The following is a 14185-nucleotide window of genomic DNA, read 5'->3' as shown; positions in this document are numbered from 1 at the left end:
TAAAGGGCGTGGGACTCTACGATGTATCCCCACCCCCCCCCCCCCCCCCTCCTCCCCCCCCCCCCCCCCCCCCCCCCCCGAGGTCGACGGTCCGCTCGGGGCGGAACCGGGTCCGCCACTGCGCCACCCACGGCACGGTGTTGTCCAGGCCGCTCCACACCACGCCCAGCCGGCCCCCGGGGCGCAGCACGCGCCCGACCTCGGGGACCGCCCGCGCGGTGTCGAACCAGTGCCAGGCGGAGGAGACGATCACCGCGTCGAGCCGGCCGTCGGGCAGGGGCAACTCCTCCGCGGTGCCCTTCAAAGCGGTGACGCCGGGGCAGCGTGCGGTCAGTACCGCCCGCATCCGGTCGTCCGGCTCCACCGCGGTCACCTCGGCCACCCGCTCGGCGAGCAGCGCGGTGAGGGTGCCGGCGCCGGCGGCCAGGTCGAGCGCCCGGTGGCAGTCGGCGGGCAGCAGCCAGTCCACCGCCGCCTCGCAGGGCGCCGGGCGCAGCCGCCCGTAGTCCTCCGCGATGCTGCCGAACACCGTGGCCCGGGGACCCTGTTCAACGTGTGCGTCGGCCATGGCGAGATCTCCTGCGGCTCGGTGTGCGGGTGGGCCGGCGGGCGGACCCGCAGTGCTGCCGAGCATAGGCGAGCGTCCTTCGGCGCCGGCACCCGGGCGGTCGACCGGGGAACCGGCGGCGCACGGATATAAGGACCCTTCTTATCCCGGCCCGCCACGATCCGGGCATGACCTCCAAGACCTCCCATCGTTCGGTACCGACCCGACGCCGCCGTGCGGCGGTCGCGGCGTTCGTCGTGCTCGGCGCCGGCACGCTGACCGGCGTGAGCTGGTCCTCCGCGTCCGGCGCGACCGTCCGGCCCGAGGCCCGGCTGCACGACGGCCGGATCGACCTTCCGATCACCGGCGGGACGGCCGAGCTGCGGCCCGACTCGCTGGCGGTGACGGTACGCGCCGCCGACGGCAGCGAGTTGACGCTCTCCGCGCCCGCGGCCCAGTCGCTGGGGCAGCCCGGGCCGGTCAAGATCAGCCACGGCACGGCCAGTTGGACGCTTCCCGAGCACGGACTGACCGTGACGGCGGCGGCCGAGCAGGGCCGGCTGCGCGTCACCGTCCATGGCGGGCAGGACAATTCGACGCTCTCCTGGCCGGTCACCGGGGCCGACCGGACCGCCACGCAGGTTCAGCTGCCGAGCGGTGACGGGCTCGGCATTCCGGTCTCCGACCCGTGGTGGAACTCGACCTCCACCGGCCTGGCCGGCCACAGCTACGACCTCACCGCCGACCTGACCATGCCGCTGTGGGGCTACACCCTGGGCGGCCACGGCGTCAGCTACCTGGTGCCGCGGCCGGCCGGCACCGCACTCGGCTTCGCGTCCGACGGCACCCGGCTGCACAGCACCGGCGTGCACACCTTCTCCCAGTGGGAGGGCACCCAGGACTACACGGTCACCTTCGCCCTGACCAACCCGTCCCCGGTCGCGCCCGCGCTGGACTACCGGCGCTGGCTCACCGACCACGGCCAACTGGTCACCCTGCAGAGCAAGATCGCCGCCAATCCACAGGTCGGCAAGCTCCTCGGCGCGTTCCACGCCTACACCTGGGGCACCGCCCGGACCGCCCAGGGAGTCGCCCAGATGCAGCGGTTGGGACTGAGCCGGATGTGGCTCGGCTACGACGCCGACGACAGCCCGATGGACCCGCAGGCGGTCGCCGCCGCCGAGCGGGCGGGCTACCTGGTCGGCCCGTACGACTCGTTCGCCAACGGGCAGGACCCGCAGACCGCCGACGCGCCGACCTCCAGCTGGCCGGCCCCGGTCTATCCGGACTTCTGCATCCACGACCAGAGCGGCCAGTTGAAGGCGGGCTTCCACGACCGCGGCTGCTACCTCAGCTCGCAGGCCTTCGAGCAGAGCGCGGTCGGCCAGCAGGTGCTGGCCCAGCGCACCCGGCAGATGACCGCGAACGGCGCAAACAGCTACTTCCTCGACGTCGACGCGGCGGGGGAGTTGTACGACGACTACAGCCCGGCCCACCCGATGAACCAGTCGCGGGACGAGGCCAACCGGCTCGCCCGGATGGGGCGGCTGTCCGGTTCGGACAAGCTGGTCCTCGGCTCGGAGAGCGCCGGCAGCTGGGCCAGCCCGGTGATCGACTTCAGCCACGGCTCGGCCACCCCGGTGGCCGACGGGCTGTGGCCGCTGGAGCGGGACAAAGCGACCTGGGGTGGGTACGCGCCCGCCGGCGCGCCCGGGACGTTCTTCAAGCCGGTCACGCTGCCGGCCGACCTGACCAAGGCGATGTTCGATCCGGTGTACCGGATCCCGCTGTACGAGACCGCGCTGCACGACGCGCAGGTCAACCTGGACCGCTGGGAGCTCTCGTACACCAAGTTCCCCGCGCTGGAGACCGACCGGGCGCTGCTCGCGATGCTGTACAACACGCCGCTGAACCTGGTGCTGGACGGCCCGACGCTGGCCGCGCAGGGGAAGCAACTGGCGGCGCTGCAGAACTACTTCGCGCCGCTGCACGAGGCCGCGGGCACCCAGCCGATGACCGACTTCCGCTGGCTCACGCCGGACCACCAGGTACAGCGGACCACCTTCGGCGACGGCGTGCTCCAGGTCACCGCCAACTTCGGTACCAGCCCGTACGGTTCGCTGCCGCCCGGCTGCGTGGACGCCGAGCTCGGGGGAGACCGTCAGCCGAGGCGGCTCTGCCCGACGACGCTTCCGGCCAGGTAGTCGCACCGAGGCTGTCAAGGCGTTCGTTGCGAACCGGCCTGTTACTGAAGTGGCGACTGATGCCTTTGTGGCATTCCGGCCCGTCACCGTGGGACTTCCCCGGTGGCGGGCCGGACGGCATCGGTGGTTCGGATTGGCGGGATCCGATACCTTGCGCAGTTTATTTGCCTGTGCGTGGTTGTTATATGACCATCTCTTTACTTAGCTTGAGGTGAGGGCGAACGGACGGCGGCCCAGCCGCACCGCTCCGACGCGCCCGCGGCCGGCACGTCCAGTGGGGCGTGCCGCCGCAACGCATCGGGTACCACCATCACCTGCTGGAGAACCCTGTGAATCACCCTGTTCGGCTGCGTGACGCGATCTCCGAGACCGGGACCACCCCGCTCATCGGCGTCTTCGACATGTTCTCCGCCTCCCTGGCGGCTCAGCACTACGACGGAATGTTCGTTTCCGGTTTCGGCTTCGCCGCCTCGCACTACGGTCTGCCGGACATCGGCTACATCGCCTGGCCCGACATCGTCGCCTTCGTCCAGCGACTCCGGCTGGCCTTCCCCCGCCAGCACCTGCTGGTCGACATCGACGACGGCTACGTCGACCCGGAGACCGCCTGCCACGTCGTGCAGCACCTGGAGGCGGCCGGGGCCTCCGGCGTGATCCTGGAGGACCAGCAGCGTCCGCGCCGCTGCGGGCACGTCGACGGCAAGCTGATCCTCCCGCTGGAGGCGTACCTGGAAAAGCTGGAGATGGTCCTGGTCGCCCGTCGCGACCTGGTCGTCGTCGCCCGCACCGACGCCACCGAGGAGGGGGAGATCCTGCGCCGCGCGGAGGCCCTGGCGGAGACCGACGCGGACGTCATCCTGGTCGACGGCGTGCGCAGTGTGGAGTGGATCCGCAAGGTCCGTGCCGTCATCGGGGACAAGCCGCTGCTCTTCAACCAGATCGCCGGTGGCAAGTCGCCGCGGCTCTCGCTGCCCGAACTGACCGAGCTGGGAGTAGACGTGGCGATCTACAGCACGCCGTGCCTGTTCGCCGCGCACGGCGCGATCGACCAGGCGCTGCTCGATCTGAAGAAGGCGGACGGCCGGTTGCCGGAGTTCACCGCGGAGAGCGTAGGTGTCGCCCAGTCGCTCGCCCTGCTGGAGAAGAACATCAGCCGGCACCACCAACTGGCGGCCCAGGTCGGGTAGTCGGCCCACCGTCACCGCGACGGCGCCGCCACCCCCGGTTCCGGCCCCCGCACGTCCGCCGCCGGCGACTTCGCGGCCGGCCGGAACCACCTCGGCCCGCACGGCGCCACCGCCGGTGCGGGCGCGACGGCGACCACGCGGTTCTGACCGCCCGGACGGCCGTCCGCTCGAACGGCCGTCCGCCGCGTCGCCGGGGCCCTTCAGCCCGGCGGCGTGGCGGCGGTGTCGAACTCGTACCAGGTCCACTCCTCGGCCGCCCGGTAGCCGAGGGCGCGGTTGATCCCCAACATGTGGGTGTTGTCGGCGTTGTTGAAGGTCTGCACCCGGCGCGCCGCGGGAAACCCGTCGAGCATCCAGAGCGTCTGCGCGGCCTTGAGGCGGATGCCCAGTCCGTGGCCGCGGTGGCCGCGGGCCACCCCGGTGTCCCAGATGTCGAGGGACTCCGGCCCGTCCGGTGTGCTGGCGAAGATGGTGAACCCGGCGACCTCGCCCGTCGCGGTCACCGCGGCCAGCACGTGGCGAGCCACGCCCGCCCGCACCGACAGCCGTTCACGGCCGCGCAGCCGCTCGCGGTCGTGTGCGGCATGCTCGTACGCCAGCTCCCCCTGCGGGGCGTCGGCCATCGCCGCCATCGCGACGCAGAACGAGTCGGCCAGCTCGTCCGGGCAGTGGTCGGTCCAACGCGCCAGCCGGTAGCCGGAGTTCCGCTCGGTGGCCGCGGCGGTCGCGGTGAGTCGGGCCCGGGAGACGCCCGCGAGGTCGAGCACGGACCTGGTCACCAGCTCGACCCCGCGGCCCCCGTGCGCGGTGACCAGCGCCTTCACCGGTACCGTCGACGCGCCGTTGACGACCACCCGCGGTCGGCCCAACTCCGCGCTCACCGCCAGTACTTCGGCGAACAGGGCGGAGCCCAGGCCGTGTCCTCGGCCCGGGGGAGCGACCCAGACGGAGGCCGCCAGCAGGTCCTCGTTGGCGTCGTCCGTCCACTCCGCGATGGCCACGCCGTCGGCGACCCGCGCGCCGGCGTCGCGGAAGGCCCCGAAGACCCGTACGCCGCCGTGGAAGTCGGGCAGGCACCACAGGCGCAGTGTGCTCGCCGCAAGGGCCGGGAATCCGGGCATCTGCTCGCCGAGCACCGCCCGCGCGACCGGCAGCACCGCGGCCAGCTCCTCGGCCCGGTCGGCCGGACTGATCTCGCGAATCATCACCGACCCAACCAAGCACGCTACACCGCGCTGGTGCCACCGGATTTCCTCCGCTGCAGGCGGGAGTTGACGCCGGCCCGGCGTCGGCCCGGCCCGGCGCCGGTCCTACAGCTCCAGCAGGGCCGCCAGCCGCGCCTCGGGGAGGCTGCCCGGTGCGCGGCCGTTGCGGGCGAAGTCGTTGGCCAGGCGTTGCAGCGCCTCGTTGAGTGGTGTCGGCACCCCGTGCAGCCGCCCGAGCAGGACGATCTCGCCGTTCAGGTGGTCGGCCTCGATGTCGCCGGTGCCCCGGGCGAGGCTCTGCCAGGAGGAGCCTCCGGGGCGCGACTCGCCCTCGACGGGGACGGCCGTCACCAGGTCGCCGCGGACCGCCTGCTGCTCGGCCGTGCTGCGGTACGCGATGCCGGCGGCCGCCAGGACGGCCTCGCCCTCGGCCCGCGCCCGCTGCCACACCGCCGTGCGCAGGTCGCCCCGGATCGGTCCGCTCAGGGCCTCGAGCGCGTTGCCCAGATTGCTGAGCAGCTTGGCGTACTTCCAGCTCATCACCGAGTCGCTGACCGGCGCGCCGATCCGGGCGGTCTCCAGGTCCGCGGCGATCCGCTCGGCCGTCCCGTCGCGGCCCGCGGGGTAGCGACCCAGGTGCAGCATGCCGCTCAGCGGGCTGCCCAGGGCGCAGACCCGGCCCGGCTCCAGATGGGTGGCCGGCATCCAGACGCAGACGCCGTAGACCCGACGGAACCGGCGGAGCGCGAGCCGCTCGTTCGCCACGCCGTTCTGCGCGCAGAGCACCGGCAGCAGCTCACCCGCCGTCCCGCCACCGGCCACCGGCTGCGCGGCCCACTCGGTCAGCAGCGCCTCGGAGTGCTGGGTCTTCACCGCGAGGACGAGCACGTCGTCCCGGCGCAGCTCGACCTCCAGCGGTCCGCCGTGGGCGGGTACGGCCAGCTGCTGGACGCCCTGCGGGGTGGCGAGCCGCAGACCGCCCTGCCGCAGGGCCTTCAGGTGGTTCCCGCGGGCGATCAGGACCACCTCGTGGCCGCTCTCGTACAGCCGTCCGCCGATCGTGCCGCCGATCGCGCCGGCGCCGATGATGATGTAGCGCATGTGTCCAGCATGGCAGGCCGGGGCGGCCTCCCGGCAGGGTCTACGCCCGGAGCTGATCCCCCGTCACGACCGGTGGCCCCGGGTCGGGGCACCGAACCAGGTGCGCAGGGCGGCGTCCGGCCGCTCGCTGTCGTCCTGGCCGACCCAGCACACGTAGCCGTCCGGGCGCACCAGGACGGCCCGGATGTCGGGGGGCCCGAGGGCGGCGGCGGTGTGGTCGACCCGGTCCGTCCAGGGCGCGAGCGCGGCGACCGGGCCGGGCCGCTGACCGGACGTCAGGAGCAGGCCGCGGCCGGTGGGCAGTTCGATCCCCGGCAGCCGGGCGCCCAGCAACGGGTGCGCGGGGGAGCCCGGCGTCGGGTAGCGGATGTCCAGGCCGGAGATCATGCCGGCGATGCGCCGGTTGGCCTCGGGTACGGTGAGCAGCCCGGCCACGGTGGCGCGCAGCGCGCGGGCGTCCGGGTCGGGGGAGGAGAGGACGCCCTGGGCCCGGGTGTTCTCCAGCACCATCGCCCCGACCGGATGCCGCTCGGCGTGGTAGCTGTCCAGCAGCCGCTCGGGCGCCCAGCCGTGGAGCTGGGCGGCGAGCTTCCAACCGAGGTTGAAGGCGTCCTGCATGCCGAGGTTCAGGCCCTGGCCGCCGGCCGGCAGGTGGATGTGGGCGGCGTCGCCGGCCAGCAGCACCCGGCCGTCGCGGTAGCGCTCCGCCTGGCGGGAGGCGTCGGTGAACCGGGACGCCCAGCGCAGCTCGCGCAGCCGGACCCGGTCGCCGTGGTGGGCGAACAACGCGGCCCGGACCTCGTCCTCGGTGACCGGGGCGGACCGCTCCAGGCGCTGTTGCTCCGGGCCGCCGAAGAGCAGGCGGTGCACGCCGCCGTCCAGCGGGAGGAGGAAGGACAGGCCCTTCTCGTCGGGTTCGAGGGAGGGCAGCCGCCACTCGGTCCCCGCCGCCGGGCCGCCGTCGACGACCACGTCCGCGACCACCATCGACAACCGTCCGTCCCGGCCGGGGAAGGGCATCCCCAGCAGGTGGCGGACCGTGCTGTGGCCACCGTCCGCGCCGACCAGGTACCGCGCGCGCAGCCGCCGCGTCCGGTCCGGGCCGGTGACGGTGGCCGTCACGCCCTCGTCGTCCTGCGCGAGGTCGGTCAGCTCGTGCCCGCGCAGGAGTGGGACGCCGTGGTCGGTCAGGCGGTCCTCCAGGCACTCCTCGACCCGGGCCTGTGGAATGCCCAGCTGGTACGGGAACGGAGTGTCGAAGACCGAGTAGTCCAGGGGCATCCCGGCGAAGTGCCCGCCGGGGATGGTGGCCAGCGTCCGGTCCAGCACCGGCTCCAGCCAGCCGCGCAGCTGCAGGATCTCGGCGGTGCGCGGCTGTAGGCCCAGGGCCTTGGACTGGCCGGTGCGCTCGGGCAGCCGCTCCAGCACCAGGGCGCCGACGCCCGCCAGCTGTAGCTCGTTGGCCAGCAGCAACCCGGTCGGGCCGGCACCGGCGATCAGGACGTCCACGTCGTCGGAGGTCATGTCCCACCCCTTCCACTCCGTAGCTCCCCATCCTGCGCCGCGTGCCCGAGCAGCGGGAGGGAACCCCGGGTCGTCACCCGAACGGCTTATCCAAGGCGGATACATTCAGGTATCCGATGCTCGGATGTATCGTGTGCCTGCAGTCACCGCACCGCTCCGCACCTGGAGGTCCGATGCCCAAGGGCACCACCAAGCGCCGGCCGCGCACCCGGGCCGCGCTGCTCACGGCAGCGCTGGAGGCCTTCGCCGAGCACGGCTTCCAGGCCACCACCATCGAGCAGGTCTGCGTGCGCGCCGGGTACACCCGCGGCGCGTTCTACTCGAACTTCAGCAGCAAGGAAGAGCTCTTCCTCGCGCTCTTCGACCAGCACGCCGAGCGGACCCTGAGCCGACTGGCGGCCCGGATGGACACGCTGGCCACCGAGGACTTCTCACTCGACCGGCTCGCCGAACTCGTCTCCGAGGTCGAGCCCGCCGAGCGCGAGTGGTACCTGGTGACCACCGAGTTCACGCTGCACGCCATCCGCGACCCGCAGGCCGCCTGGATCCTGGCCCGGCACGACGGCCGCCTCCGGGCGGAGCTCGCCCGCGGCCTCACTGGCTACCTGGAACGCGCCGGCCTGACCCTCACCGTCGCGCCCGAGGAACTCGCCCGGCTGCTGATCGCCATCCGCGAGGGTGGTCTGGCGCAGAGCTACGTCGAGCCCGAACAGCTGCCTCCCGGAGGGCTGGACCGGCGCTTCCTGGCCACGATCCTCTCCGCCGTCACCGTCCGCGCCGACGCCGCCGACACTGCCGCCACCGCCACCGCCACCGCCGACCCGGGAGACCGATCCGCATGCCCAGCCCCACCCCACGGCGACGCCTGAAGGTCGCGGTCCTCGGTGCCGGAAGCATCGGCTGCCACCTCGGCGGCCACCTGGCCCCGCACGCCGACGTCACGCTGATCGGCCGGCCGGCGCTCCGGGAGGCCCTGGCCGGTGGCCTCACCCTCACCGCCGCCGGCCGGCCCGCCCGGCACCTCCCGCCGGACCGGCTGGTGGTGGCCACCGCGCCGGACGCGGCCGCCGACGCCGATTTCGTCCTGGTCACCGTCAAGTCCGCGGCCACCCCGACCGCCGGCCGGGAACTCGCCGAGCACCTGCGCCCGGGCGCCGTCGTCGTCAGCTTCCAGAACGGCCTGCACAACCCGGGCATCCTGCGGGCCGCGCTGCCCGGCCACACCGTGCTGGCCGGCATGGTCCCGTACAACGTCCTGCAGACCACCCCGGGCGCCTTCCACCAGGGCAGTACCGGCTCGCTCATGATCGACGACACGCCGGAGGGAGCCGGGCTGCTGGAACTGCTGCGGGCGGGCGGCCTGGCGGTCGAGGCGCGGCGGGACATGCGCGAGGTCCAGCACGCCAAGCTGCTGCTGAACCTCAACAACGCCGTCAACGCGCTCTCCGGCCTGCCACTGCGCGACCAGCTCGGCCGGCGCGCCTACCGGCGCTGCCTCGCGCTCTGCCAGCAGGAGGCGCTGGCCGCGCTGCGCGCCGACGGGGTCCGGCCCGCCCGGCTGGGACCCGTCCCGCCGACGCTCACCCCGGCGCTGATGCGGCTGCCCGACCGGCTCTTCCGCCGGATCGCCGCCGGCGCGCTGGGCATCGACGCGCACGCGCGCTCGTCCATGTGGGAGGACCTGGAGCGCGGCCGGGCCACCGAGATAGACGCGTTGCAGGGCGAGGTGGTGGCGATCGCCGCCCGGCACGGCCGGACGGCCCCCGCCAACGCCCGCCTGGTGGCCCTGGTCCGCGAGCGCGAGGTGGCGGGCTCGGCCGACGCCCGCCGCTGGACCGGTTCGGACCTGCTCGCGGAACTCACCGCCGCCCGCGCGGCCGACAAGGCGGGCCGCCCGGTCTGAGTAAACGGATCCATTGCCGTATCGGATACATCGGCGTACTTTTTATAGGGCAGACAGGACCACCACCCCTGGAGGACGGCCATGACCACCCCTGTGCCCGCCGCCGTGTCCGCCGTCGTCGGCCCCACGCCGGACGGCGTCACCTTCCCCCTCCCGCCGACCTTCGACTCCGTCGAGGCCGAGCGGCAGTACCGCAAGGAGCAACTCGCCGCCGGATTCCGGCTGTTCGGCAGGTTCGGCTTCTCCGAGGGCGTCGCCGGACACATCACCGTCCGCGACCCGGAGAACCCCGAGTGGTTCTGGGTCAACCCCTTCGGGCTGAGCTTCAACCTGATCAAGGCCTCCGACCTGATCCTGGTCGACCACCAGGGCACCCTGCTGCACGGCAACCGGCCGGTGAACAAGGCCGCCTTCGTTATCCACTCCCAGGTGCACGCCGCCCGCCCCGACGCGATCGCCGCCGCGCACTCCCACTCGCTGTACGGGAAGGCGTTCTCCAGCCTCGGCATCCCGCTGGACCCGATCACCCAGGACGCCTGCGCCTTCTTCGAGGACCACGGCCTCTACGGCGACTACCGCGGGGTGGTCAACGAGCTGGAGGAGGGCCGGCGGATCGGCGCGGCGCTCGGCGGGTACAAGGCCGTGATCCTGCAGAACCACGGCCTGCTCACGGTCGGGCACTCGGTGGCCGAGGCCGTGTGGTGGTTCATCACGATGGAGCGCTCGTGCCAGGCGCAGCTGCTCGCGATGGCGGCCGGCACGCCCAAACTCATCGACCGGGAGACCGCCCGGCTGACCCGGGAGCAGATCGGCAGCCACCTGGCCGGCTGGTTCCAGGCCCGGCCGCTGTGGGACCAGATCACGGCCTCCGATCCGGATCTGTTCGACTGACCCGCTCGGTGCGACCTCGGCGCCGCCCCGCGATCAGGCGGAACCAGCGGCTCGGGATCAGGATGGTAGGAGGTGTACGTCCTGTTCCAGCGATGAGGTGGGCGCCATGAGTTACCCCTCCGAGAACCCGTCCGGGGCCACCCCGGGGCCCAACGAGGCGCACCAGCCGCCGCCCCGCGAACCCGACCGGCCGCAGCCGCCGCACCAGCCGCCGCACGTCGGGCTCGGCGAGAGCCCGTACGGCGGCGCCCTGAACGTGCTCTCCAACGCCGCCTGGCAGGTCCTACTCACCGCGGGTGTGGCCGCCATCGCCCTGGGCGTCTTCGTGCTGGCCTGGCCGGCCGCCACGCTGGTGGTGGTCGGGGTGCTGTTCGGCATCTACCTGCTGGTCAGCGGTGTCTTCCAGTTGGCCGGCGCGTTCGGCCACCACGTGCCCGGGCACCTGCGGGCACTCAGCTTCATCAGCGGTGCGTTCTCCTTGCTGCTGGGCCTGATCTGCTTCCGGGGAGCCGCGGAGTCGATCCTGTTGCTCGCGCTGTGGATCGGCTTCGGCTGGCTGATGCGGGGCACGCTCATGACGGCGATGGCGATCTCGACGCACGACCTGCCGGCCCGCGGCTGGCAGATCTTCCTCGGTGTCATCACCGGGCTGGCCGGCGTGGTGCTGATCGTCGCGCCGTTCCACTCGATCGCCGCGCTGACCCTGGTGGCCGGGATCTGGCTGATCGTCCTCGGGGTCACCGAGGTGATCCACGCCTTCCAGCTGCGGGGCCGGTCGAAGAAGCTGGTGGCCGGTGCCCAGGGCACCCGGGCGCGGCTGGGGTCGCACCCGCACCCGCAGGTCTGATCCCGGGCCGACGGGGTGGCGCGGGTCAGGAGCCGCAGTGGCTCCAGCCGCTGGTCCAGCTGCTGCCCTGGTACGAACCACCCCATTCGACACAGGTGTTGGGGGCGTGCTCGGTGACCGGGCCCGCGTAGTAGGTGAAGCTGCCCGGGTTGCTCGCCGAGCCGCCGCCCTTGACGGCCAGCGTCGCGTTCATCGGGACCGCGCCGCCGACGTCGTTCGCGAGCGTGGTGACGCAGTTGTCGCCGTTGGCGTTGTCGTAGAGCAGGTACACGGTGGCGGAGCCGAGGCTGTGCGAGTCGATGACGTTGTATCCGCCGCCGCACACCTGGCCGGCGCCGTAGGGGTTGTGGCCGGTCGGGGGCGGCGTCGTCGGCGAAGCCTTGGGGGTCGGGTCGGCGCTGGGGGCCGGGGCGGGGGCGGCCGGCGCTGCCGGCGCACCGCCCGCTGCCGGCGCACCGCCCGCTGCCGGCGCTGCCGGCCCGGCCGTGCCCGAACCGGTGGGAGTGACCGGCCGGGACGTGCCGGCCGCGGCACCACCGCTGGTACCGGCGGTGGCACTGGCCGGGGTTGACGGGTCGGCGGAGGCCGAGGGGCTGCCCGAGGGGGTGGCGCTGGACGCCGTGCCGGTGGGAGCGACCAGCGGGCTGAGACCACCGTCGAAGCTGTTGGCCGTCGTGGCGGCGGCGCTGGCGGCGCTGGCGGCGGAGTGCGCCGACTTCTGCCCGGAGCCGGAGAACTGGACCGCGGCGGTGATCAGGCCGCCGATGGCGGTGGTGGCCACGACACCGGCCGCCGCCGCGCGGATGTGCCTGCGTCGTCGCACCTGGCGCTCGTGACGCTCCGCCAGCGCGGCCCAGTCGGGCTGCGGCGCGGTGGTCACCAGCGGTTCGTTGTTCCAGGCCGGTTCGGTCCCCCGTGTGTCCGTCATGAGCCGACATCCTAGGGCCTGTCCGGCGGGTCCCGGGGTGGCGGCGTCGCCATCGCCGAGGCAGCCGGTGCCCGATCGGTTCCGGCGCGCGCGATCGGCTCGGAGCTGGTCTGCTGGTTCGGGGGAGGCCCTCGCGCCAGGACCCAGGGGAGAATCAGATGAGCACTTATCGAGTCGCACAGGTGGCCGCCGTCGGCGGGCCGTTCGAGATCGTCGAGCGTGAGGTACCGCGGCCAGGCCCGGGCCACGTACGGATCGCCGTGGACGCCTGCGGGGTCTGCCACAGCGACGCCCTCTTCGTCGACGCCGGGGTTCCGGGCCTGCGCTTCCCGCTGGTCCCCGGGCACGAGATCGCCGGGCGGATCGAGGAGTTGGGCGAGGGAACGGACAGTGGTTGGCAGGGGGGCGACCGGGTGGCGGTGGGCTGGTTCGGTGGCAGCTGCGGCCACTGCACGCCCTGCCGGCAGGGCGACTTCATAGTCTGCGTCAACCTGCGGGTCCCGGGCTGGGCGTACGACGGCGGCTTCGCCGAGGCGGTGGTCGTCCCGACCGGCGCGCTGGCCCGGATCCCCGACGCGTTGACGGCGGCCGACGCGGCACCGCTGGCCTGTGCGGGGGTGACCACGTACAACGGGCTGCGGCGCAGCTCGGCGCGCCCCGGCGACCTGGTCGCCGTCCTCGGTCTCGGCGGCCTCGGCCACCTGGGCGTGAAGTACGCGGCCGCCATGGGCTTCGAGACCGTGGCGATCGCCCGCGGCGCCGCCAAGGCCGACTTCGCCAAGGAGCTCGGCGCGCACCACTACGTCGACAGCACGGCGGGGACCAGCGTCGCGGACGCGCTGCAGGCCCTCGGCGGTGCCAAGGTCGTGCTGGCCACCGCCGGCAACTCCGACGCCATCACGGCGACCGTGGACGGGCTCTCCCACCGCGGCGAGCTGGTGGTCATCGGCGCGGCCGGCGAGCCGCTGGGCGTCAGCCCGGTCCAGCTGCTCATGCAGGGCCGGATCCTCCGTGGCCACCCGTCCGGCACCGCGCAGGACGTGGAGGACACCATGGCGTTCAGCGCCCTGTGCGGGATCCGCCCGATGATCGAGACCGTGCCGTTGGACCAGGCCGCCGAGGCGTACCAGAAGATGCTCTCCGGGGCCGCCCGCTTCCGGATGGTGATCACCACCGGCTGATCCCGCGCTGCCGACCTCGCGCGGCGATCGGCCGAATGGCGGAAGCCGACCCGTGGCGAGACGATGCAAGGGGCTTCATGAGGCCTGAAGCGTGCCACTGGGCGCGACCCGCGCGGCCCACCGCAATCAGGAGGACATCATGACCACGGCCAAGGACATCATGCATCCGGGTGCTCACTGGATCACCAAGGACGACTCCCTCGACCACGCGGCTCGGCTGATGCGTGAGCTGGACGTCGGCGCACTGCCCGTCGGTGACCCGAACGAGCGGCTGTGCGGGATCATCACCGACCGGGACATCGTCGTCAAGTGCGTCGCGGAGGGGCGCAACCCGGCCGACTGCAAGGCCGGCGACATCGTCGAGGGCACCCCGCGCTGGATCGCGGCGGACGCCGACATCGGGGACGTGCTGCACGAGATGGAGAGCCACCGCATCCGCCGGCTCCCGGTGATCGAGAACAAGCGGCTGGTCGGCATGATCAGCGAGGCCGACCTCGCCCGGCACCTCCCGGACGAGCAGCTCGCCGAGTTCGCCGCGCACGTCTACGCGCCGACCGGGGCGCGGCGCTGAGCGCGGGACCCGTGAGATCGGGTCCCGGTGCCCCGACCTGTCGACAGGTCGGGGCACCGGCGTGTCAAATGGGTGAACCGCAGGTCCGGGAGCTGA

Annotated in this window: 13 protein-coding genes; 8 read left to right on the top strand and 5 right to left on the bottom strand. The window is 73.3% G+C overall.

The features are described from left to right. Nucleotides 1-16: 16 nt before the first annotated feature. Nucleotides 17-568, bottom strand: a complete 552-nt coding sequence (locus ACZ38L_RS15585; RefSeq protein ID WP_465693152.1) for a class I SAM-dependent methyltransferase — start codon at nucleotides 566-568, stop codon at nucleotides 17-19. A gap of 167 nt (nucleotides 569-735) precedes the next feature. Here ACZ38L_RS15585 and ACZ38L_RS15580 point away from each other — a divergent pair, with 167 nt between their 5' ends. Further along, on the top strand, nucleotides 736-2751 hold the full coding sequence (locus tag ACZ38L_RS15580) for a glycoside hydrolase (RefSeq protein WP_465693149.1): 2016 nt from the start codon (nucleotides 736-738) through the stop codon (nucleotides 2749-2751). A gap of 329 nt (nucleotides 2752-3080) precedes the next feature. Further along, a complete protein-coding gene (locus ACZ38L_RS15575) occupies nucleotides 3081-3938 on the top strand; it encodes an isocitrate lyase/PEP mutase family protein (RefSeq protein WP_465693147.1) in 858 nt (285 codons plus the stop codon). 200 nt (nucleotides 3939-4138) lie between these two features. On the opposite strand, the gene ACZ38L_RS15570 is transcribed toward ACZ38L_RS15575, so the two are convergent. The 3 genes from ACZ38L_RS15570 to ACZ38L_RS15560 form a co-directional block, all read right to left on the bottom strand. Continuing rightward, nucleotides 4139-5143 carry a GNAT family N-acetyltransferase gene (locus ACZ38L_RS15570; RefSeq protein ID WP_465693145.1) on the bottom strand — a complete coding sequence of 335 codons (1005 nt, stop codon included), beginning with the start codon at nucleotides 5141-5143 and terminating at the stop codon, nucleotides 4139-4141. 105 nt (nucleotides 5144-5248) lie between these two features. Beyond that, entirely contained in the window at nucleotides 5249-6244 is a 996-nt protein-coding gene (locus tag ACZ38L_RS15565; RefSeq protein WP_465693143.1) for a ketopantoate reductase family protein, read from the bottom strand. A gap of 63 nt (nucleotides 6245-6307) precedes the next feature. Then, nucleotides 6308-7768, bottom strand: coding sequence for an FAD-dependent monooxygenase (locus ACZ38L_RS15560; RefSeq protein WP_465693141.1), 1461 nt, complete (start codon nucleotides 7766-7768; stop codon nucleotides 6308-6310). A gap of 173 nt (nucleotides 7769-7941) precedes the next feature. Here ACZ38L_RS15560 and ACZ38L_RS15555 point away from each other — a divergent pair, with 173 nt between their 5' ends. From ACZ38L_RS15555 to ACZ38L_RS15540, 4 genes are all read left to right on the top strand, one after another. Continuing rightward, nucleotides 7942-8637: a TetR/AcrR family transcriptional regulator gene (locus tag ACZ38L_RS15555; RefSeq protein ID WP_465693139.1), complete on the top strand. Its 696-nt coding sequence runs from the start codon at nucleotides 7942-7944 to the stop codon at nucleotides 8635-8637. Then, nucleotides 8607-9671 carry a 2-dehydropantoate 2-reductase gene (locus ACZ38L_RS15550; RefSeq protein ID WP_465693137.1) on the top strand — a complete coding sequence of 355 codons (1065 nt, stop codon included), beginning with the start codon at nucleotides 8607-8609 and terminating at the stop codon, nucleotides 9669-9671. The genes ACZ38L_RS15555 and ACZ38L_RS15550 overlap by 31 nt, the downstream gene beginning before the upstream one ends. Nucleotides 9672-9752: 81 nt before the next feature. Next, nucleotides 9753-10562 (top strand): class II aldolase/adducin family protein, encoded by an 810-nt coding sequence (locus ACZ38L_RS15545; protein WP_465693135.1) that lies wholly within the window; start codon nucleotides 9753-9755, stop codon nucleotides 10560-10562. A gap of 106 nt (nucleotides 10563-10668) precedes the next feature. Continuing rightward, a complete protein-coding gene (locus ACZ38L_RS15540) occupies nucleotides 10669-11409 on the top strand; it encodes an HdeD family acid-resistance protein (RefSeq protein ID WP_465693133.1) in 741 nt (246 codons plus the stop codon). A gap of 25 nt (nucleotides 11410-11434) precedes the next feature. Here the strand turns inward: ACZ38L_RS15540 and ACZ38L_RS15535 are convergent, their stop codons facing one another. After that, complete coding sequence (locus tag ACZ38L_RS15535; RefSeq protein ID WP_465693130.1) at nucleotides 11435-12337, bottom strand: hypothetical protein; 903 nt, start codon at nucleotides 12335-12337, stop codon at nucleotides 11435-11437. Between the two features lie 158 nt (nucleotides 12338-12495). Here ACZ38L_RS15535 and ACZ38L_RS15530 point away from each other — a divergent pair, with 158 nt between their 5' ends. Then, a complete protein-coding gene (locus tag ACZ38L_RS15530; RefSeq protein WP_465693128.1) occupies nucleotides 12496-13518 on the top strand; it encodes an alcohol dehydrogenase catalytic domain-containing protein in 1023 nt (340 codons plus the stop codon). 139 nt (nucleotides 13519-13657) lie between these two features. Next, the gene (locus ACZ38L_RS15525) at nucleotides 13658-14089 is read left to right on the top strand and encodes a CBS domain-containing protein (protein ID WP_396558901.1); all 432 of its coding nucleotides are present in this window, start codon (nucleotides 13658-13660) and stop codon (nucleotides 14087-14089) included. Nucleotides 14090-14185 lie beyond the last annotated feature (96 nt).

This window comes from Kitasatospora sp. NPDC024654 (assembly GCF_055559155.1).
Note: the sequence above shows the minus strand (reverse complement) of the source record. Positions and strands in the feature narration are given on the sequence as shown.

Excerpts from the sequence above, each read along its gene's own strand:
- ACZ38L_RS15540 (WP_465693133.1), top strand. The coding sequence starts at position 10,669 with ATGAGTTACCCCTCCGAGAACCCGTCCGGGGCCACCCCGGGGCCCAAC.
- ACZ38L_RS15585 (WP_465693152.1), bottom strand. The coding sequence starts at position 568 with ATGGCCGACGCACACGTTGAACAGGGTCCCCGGGCCACGGTGTTCGGC.
- ACZ38L_RS15580 (WP_465693149.1), top strand. The coding sequence starts at position 736 with ATGACCTCCAAGACCTCCCATCGTTCGGTACCGACCCGACGCCGCCGT.
- ACZ38L_RS15530 (WP_465693128.1), top strand. The coding sequence starts at position 12,496 with ATGAGCACTTATCGAGTCGCACAGGTGGCCGCCGTCGGCGGGCCGTTC.
- ACZ38L_RS15570 (WP_465693145.1), bottom strand. The coding sequence starts at position 5,143 with ATGATTCGCGAGATCAGTCCGGCCGACCGGGCCGAGGAGCTGGCCGCG.
- ACZ38L_RS15545 (WP_465693135.1), top strand. The coding sequence starts at position 9,753 with ATGACCACCCCTGTGCCCGCCGCCGTGTCCGCCGTCGTCGGCCCCACG.
- ACZ38L_RS15565 (WP_465693143.1), bottom strand. The coding sequence starts at position 6,244 with ATGCGCTACATCATCATCGGCGCCGGCGCGATCGGCGGCACGATCGGC.
- ACZ38L_RS15525 (WP_396558901.1), top strand. The coding sequence starts at position 13,658 with ATGACCACGGCCAAGGACATCATGCATCCGGGTGCTCACTGGATCACC.
- ACZ38L_RS15535 (WP_465693130.1), bottom strand. The coding sequence starts at position 12,337 with ATGACGGACACACGGGGGACCGAACCGGCCTGGAACAACGAACCGCTG.
- ACZ38L_RS15550 (WP_465693137.1), top strand. The coding sequence starts at position 8,607 with ATGCCCAGCCCCACCCCACGGCGACGCCTGAAGGTCGCGGTCCTCGGT.
- ACZ38L_RS15555 (WP_465693139.1), top strand. The coding sequence starts at position 7,942 with ATGCCCAAGGGCACCACCAAGCGCCGGCCGCGCACCCGGGCCGCGCTG.
- ACZ38L_RS15560 (WP_465693141.1), bottom strand. The coding sequence starts at position 7,768 with ATGACCTCCGACGACGTGGACGTCCTGATCGCCGGTGCCGGCCCGACC.